Origin of the sequence: Mesorhizobium sp. M1A.F.Ca.IN.020.06.1.1 (assembly GCF_004023265.1) — a bacterium.
GTDB lineage: Bacteria > Pseudomonadota > Alphaproteobacteria > Rhizobiales > Rhizobiaceae > Mesorhizobium.
In genome coordinates this window covers 1-4,475 of sequence record NZ_RZSR01000481.1, presented here as the reverse complement: position 1 = coordinate 4,475, position 4,475 = coordinate 1, and the positions used below count along the sequence as shown (strand labels likewise).

Annotated in this window: 7 protein-coding genes; all 7 read right to left on the bottom strand. The window is 63.1% G+C overall.

Translation table 11 applies throughout. The features are described from left to right. Window positions 1-766, bottom strand: a 766-nt coding sequence (locus tag EOA60_RS20300; RefSeq protein ID WP_164899424.1) for a transglycosylase domain-containing protein, incomplete at its 3' end; no start/stop codon positions are given. A 198-nt stretch (window positions 767-964) separates the two neighbouring features. Continuing rightward, entirely contained in the window at window positions 965-1,348 is a 384-nt protein-coding gene (locus EOA60_RS20295; RefSeq protein WP_067004095.1) for a hypothetical protein, read from the bottom strand. A gap of 177 nt (window positions 1,349-1,525) precedes the next feature. Further along, window positions 1,526-2,518 (bottom strand): beta-propeller fold lactonase family protein, encoded by a 993-nt coding sequence (locus tag EOA60_RS20290; RefSeq protein WP_245322275.1) that lies wholly within the window; start codon window positions 2,516-2,518, stop codon window positions 1,526-1,528. A 117-nt stretch (window positions 2,519-2,635) separates the two neighbouring features. After that, window positions 2,636-2,782, bottom strand: a complete 147-nt coding sequence (locus EOA60_RS20285) for a hypothetical protein (protein ID WP_082980768.1) — start codon at window positions 2,780-2,782, stop codon at window positions 2,636-2,638. 57 nt (window positions 2,783-2,839) lie between these two features. Continuing rightward, the gene (locus EOA60_RS20280) at window positions 2,840-3,046 is read right to left on the bottom strand and encodes a hypothetical protein (protein ID WP_095778715.1); all 207 of its coding nucleotides are present in this window, start codon (window positions 3,044-3,046) and stop codon (window positions 2,840-2,842) included. 64 nt (window positions 3,047-3,110) lie between these two features. Then, window positions 3,111-3,731, bottom strand: a complete 621-nt coding sequence (locus tag EOA60_RS20275; protein ID WP_128311792.1) for a ribonuclease D — start codon at window positions 3,729-3,731, stop codon at window positions 3,111-3,113. A gap of 140 nt (window positions 3,732-3,871) precedes the next feature. Next, window positions 3,872-4,475 (bottom strand): M20/M25/M40 family metallo-hydrolase (locus EOA60_RS20270; RefSeq protein WP_128311791.1); only part of this gene is annotated, 604 nt, incomplete at its 5' end.

Genomic DNA, 4,475 nt, shown 5'->3' with positions numbered 1-4,475 from the left:
GCGTGACATCGCGCGCGCTCTTGCCGAAGTACCGCCGCGAGGCGGCCTCCACGCCATAAGCGCCGGACCCGAAATAGACCCGGTTGAGATACATTTCGAGGATCTGGTCCTTGCTGTGCTTGTGCTCCAGCCACAGCGCCAGCAGCACTTCCTGCACCTTGCGCTCCAGCGTGCGATCCGGCGTCAGGAACAGGTTCTTGGCCAGCTGCTGCGTCAGCGTCGAGCCGCCCTGCGAGAAATGACCGCCAAGGACGTTGGTGACCATGGCGCGCGTCAGACCGATCGGGTCGATGCCGAAATGCGAATAGAACCGCCGGTCCTCGATGGCGACGACGGCCTCGGGAATATAGGGCGACATTTCATTGAGGCCGACGGCCTCGCCGCCGCTCATGCCGCGATTTGCGATGAGTTGCCCGTCGACCGAGACGATCTTGATGTTGGGCGCGCGGTCGGGGATCGACCATGTGGTCGCCGCCGGCATCTTGGCGCCGTAGTAGACGACGACGCCGGCCACCGCGATGCCGCCCCAGATGCAGAAAACGAAGCACCAGTAGAGCAGGCGGCCGAAGACGGAAAACAGCCCGCGCTGGCTGCGATCGCGCCCCCGGCCGCGCGATTTCGCCTTGGCGGATTTGCGTTTCGCTGCGGATTTGCGATTTGCCGGCACGACGCGATCCTCCTCGCTGACCGAAAAGCCGTCGGAGGATTTCGCCCGCGGCGAGCCCTCGAAGCTCGGTTCGATGCGACTGTCTCTGCGGTTCGCCATTGCGTTGTGCTTGCTGTCCCCGATGCCGATGGCGCTCGGGTTGCAGAGTAGATGCGGCGGTTTAAAGGCGCGTTAAGTGGGGAAAAATCGAAGTGATTGAAAATCAAATGTTTGGTAAGCGGCCACCTGACGGAGCGCGATCGGCGTGGGATTCCGGCCGCGCTCCAGCGTTTGCATAGGCGGGCGAGTCGGCTCGGACTAGTCGAGCACGGCACGGACCGAGAGCGCAGCTCTCGATGCCCGCATGACATCGCCGACATGGCAGTAGCAGACGATCTCGTGCAGCTGATAGTCGGTCAGCTCGAAGAAGCGTTTTGCTTCGCCGTAGGTGTCGTTCTTCAAACCCTCGTCGTGCAGAACGGGGTCTTCCAGGGCGACGGATATGGGCGAGCCGGCGCCCCGCATGACATTGCGTTCCCGCGGGGCACGATATTCAGTGCCGATCAGCGCGGTCAGGAGCCGGTTTGGCTCACGTTCGAGAAGCTCCGCCCAACGTGCGAGGCGCTGGGTTCGGCTCATGACGGGTTTGGCGGTGCGGACCTCAGCAACGGCGTGCAGCTGGTCCAGTGTTTGGTGCTTCATGGCAACCTCCTAGAGGCTAGGTTGGTCGGCCCCAAAACTCCCTATACGCGGCATGATATCGCCGAACCGCGCGGACGTCATCCGTTTGCCGCCCACGCCGGCAAGATTTGATGGAGCTGCGCGCGGCCCCCGTCATTCTTCATGCCGTCGCCAGAATATGGAGCCGAAATCACAGGCTTATCCTGGACGTCCAAGAACGCGGAACTCGGGCTCCGCCGCCTTTCGACCGACGATCGACGACAGGCCGTAGAAAGCCAGCGGCTGTTCCTGACAAGTCACAGCCACGACGCTGTTCGACTTGTCTATATCCAGGCCCTTCGGCCCACCCTCCTCGACGCTGGCCCTGCCGCGCAGAAAGCTTTCGTCGTCGAGCACGGCGACCGAACGCGACGGCGTGCGGCGCCCCTTCCAGCCTTCGTCGCTTGCATAGACGTGAACCATCGGGCTGCCGGCGTCGGCAACAAGAATGTGGCTGCCGTCCTGCGTGAAGCGCAGGCCATGCGGGTAGTTGGCATTTTCCAGGACACCGGCGGGTCGGGTTTCAGGGCCAAGCGGCGCCGACATGTCGTAGATCTTCACGTCGTTGGTGCCGTGGCTGCTGACGGCGACCCACCGCCCGTCATGGCTGAGCGCGATGCCGTCCGGGATGTCGAGGCCCTGCTCCAGGAGAACCTGATTCCACAGGGCGCGGTATCCCCATCGCCGGTGAACCACATGGCGGGTCACCCGATGCGTGTAGTTGTTACAGACCAGCAGGCTGAGCCGGCCATGCGACTCACGCCTGACGGCGACTGAGCCGGGCGTTCTCAATCTGCAAAATCGGCTGCCTTTGATCACGCGAAGTGGCGAGATTTCGTGCCCTTGTCCGGCCGGATCGCCTTGCGGCAGGGCGAAGACCGCAACCAGCCCATCGCGATTGGCGACCACAAAAGTCCTGTTGTCGATGAAATCGAGGCCATGCACCTCGCCCATGCTTTCCGATCTGAGCTCCACGAAATCGCGGATAACGATCCTCGCTGCACCGGCCGTCGGCTCTATGTCGATGCGCAGCATCAGACATCGCCTGCGTCCATATCCGGCGACGGCAAGCAAGCGGTTGTCGGGCGAAAAGCGCAGGTCCTCGGTCCGCCCGATCGCGGCGAGCGCATCGTTCACGGCACCGGTGGCCACGAAATCGATCCGGGGAATCATATCAAAAAACACCACCGCCCCAGCGAGCGGACCCGAATGCAATAGGTGCTATCAGGAGCCGACCGGTCAAGTTCGCGAGATGCGGACGTGGTGAGATCAATTCTGCTGGATCGAAATGCCCTTGTCGTCGATCTTGAGCTCCACGCCCTTCGGCCTGGTCTGCTCGCGGTAGATGTAGATGCCAAGCGCGATGACCACGACGACCAACGCGCCGATGATGAGGTAGAGCATGTTCTGTCTCATCTCGCCCCCTTCTTGCCGCCGAGTCTCGCGCCTGCTTCGAGGCCCTGCGGCGGTCGCTCACTGGTCGCTGTCATCATTGGCCGATGCAGGCCGCCAACTGGTCGGCTCGACTTTTTTCTGGGTGTTGCTGTCGGTGTAGACCCACCAGCCGCCGTCGCGGTATTGCCCGACGGATTCGTTGACCACGCCGTGCTCGTCGTTCCACAGGATCGTGACCTGCGAGCCGTCCTTCGGCGCGCTCGCTATCGGTTTGCGCTCTGCCATTCAATCCCTCCCCATCTCACGCCGACAATGGACCGGCAGGAACGTCGCTCGACGCGCCGGGTCGTCAGCTATGCGCGAAGATATCCTCTTCCGCCCAGCCCATCAGATCGAGCTTGGCGCGCGTCGGCAGGAAGCGGAAGCAGGCTTCGGCCTCCTTAGTGCGACCCTCGCGCGCAAGCCGTGCGGCCAGCACCTCGCGCAGCCGGTGCAGGTAAAGCACGTCGGAGGCGGCATATTCGAGCTGCTCGGGCGACAGTGTTTCCGCCGCCCAGTCCGACGATTGCTGCGCCTTGGAGAGGCCGATACCGAGCAGTTCGTTGCATATATCCTTCAGCCCGTGGCGGTCGGTGTAGGTACGGGTCAGCCGCGAGGCGATCTTTGTGCAGAAAACCGGTTCGGCCATGACGCCGAAAGCGTGATAAAGGACGGCAATGTCGAAACGGCCGTAGTGAAACAGCTTCACCACGGCGTCGTTCCTGAGAAGGCTGACAAGGTTGGGCGCCTCCTTCTGGCCCGGCGCGATCTGGATGACGTCGGCGCTGCCGTCGCCGGGCGAGATCTGAACCACGCAGAGCCGGTCACGATGCGGGTTCAAGCCCAGCGTTTCCGTGTCGATGGCGACCGCACCGACATTGTAGCGGGAAAGGTCCGGCAGATCGTTCTTGTGGAAACGGATGTCGGCCATTCTCTTCTCCGGATCGCGGCCAGCGGCGCACCCGTTTTTGGACGCGAAGGCGCCGCGCATTGCGCTATCACGCCCGTCCTTGCCGCGATCCGGAAAAAAATCAACAGAAAGTTGATTTTCGCGGTCGCCGCGGGTTCACCTCAGCGCGTCAGACCATCGAGAATGCGCGCCCAGGAACGCTGCCCCTTGTGGAAGGAGGTGAGCTCGTACTTCTCGTTGGGCGAATGGATGCGGTCGTCATCGAGGCCGAAGCCGACCAGCAGCGATTCCATGCCGAGATAGGTCTGGAAATCGCCGACTACGGGGATGGAGCCGCCGCCGCCGGTGGCGACGGCCTGCTTTTCCCATTCGTCGGAGAGCGCATCCTTGGCCTTGGCCAGGAACGGCGAGTCGTAGGAAAGCTGGATCGCCGGCGAGCCGCCATGCGGATGGAATTCGACGGAGCAGTCGCCGGGAATCCGATCGCGCACGAAAGCCTGGAAGGCGGCGCGGATTTTTTTCGGATCCTGCTTGTGGACGAGCCGGAACGACACTTTCGCCGATGCTTCCGCCGCGATCACCGTCTTGAAGCCCTTGCCGGTATAGCCGCCGATGATGCCGTTGAACTCGGCCGTTGGCCGCGCCCAGGTGAGTTCGAGCACGGAGCGGCCCTTTTCGCCGGCGGGAATGGAAAGCCCGACCGGTCCGAGGAAGGTCTCGACGGTCTCGCCGAGCCCCTCCCAGGATTTCAGCACCTGCGAGGGC

Excerpts from the sequence above, each read along its gene's own strand:
- EOA60_RS20295 (WP_067004095.1), bottom strand. The coding sequence starts at position 1,348 with ATGAAGCACCAAACACTGGACCAGCTGCACGCCGTTGCTGAGGTCCGC.
- EOA60_RS20285 (WP_082980768.1), bottom strand. The coding sequence starts at position 2,782 with ATGAGACAGAACATGCTCTACCTCATCATCGGCGCGTTGGTCGTCGTG.
- EOA60_RS20280 (WP_095778715.1), bottom strand. The coding sequence starts at position 3,046 with ATGGCAGAGCGCAAACCGATAGCGAGCGCGCCGAAGGACGGCTCGCAG.
- EOA60_RS20275 (WP_128311792.1), bottom strand. The coding sequence starts at position 3,731 with ATGGCCGACATCCGTTTCCACAAGAACGATCTGCCGGACCTTTCCCGC.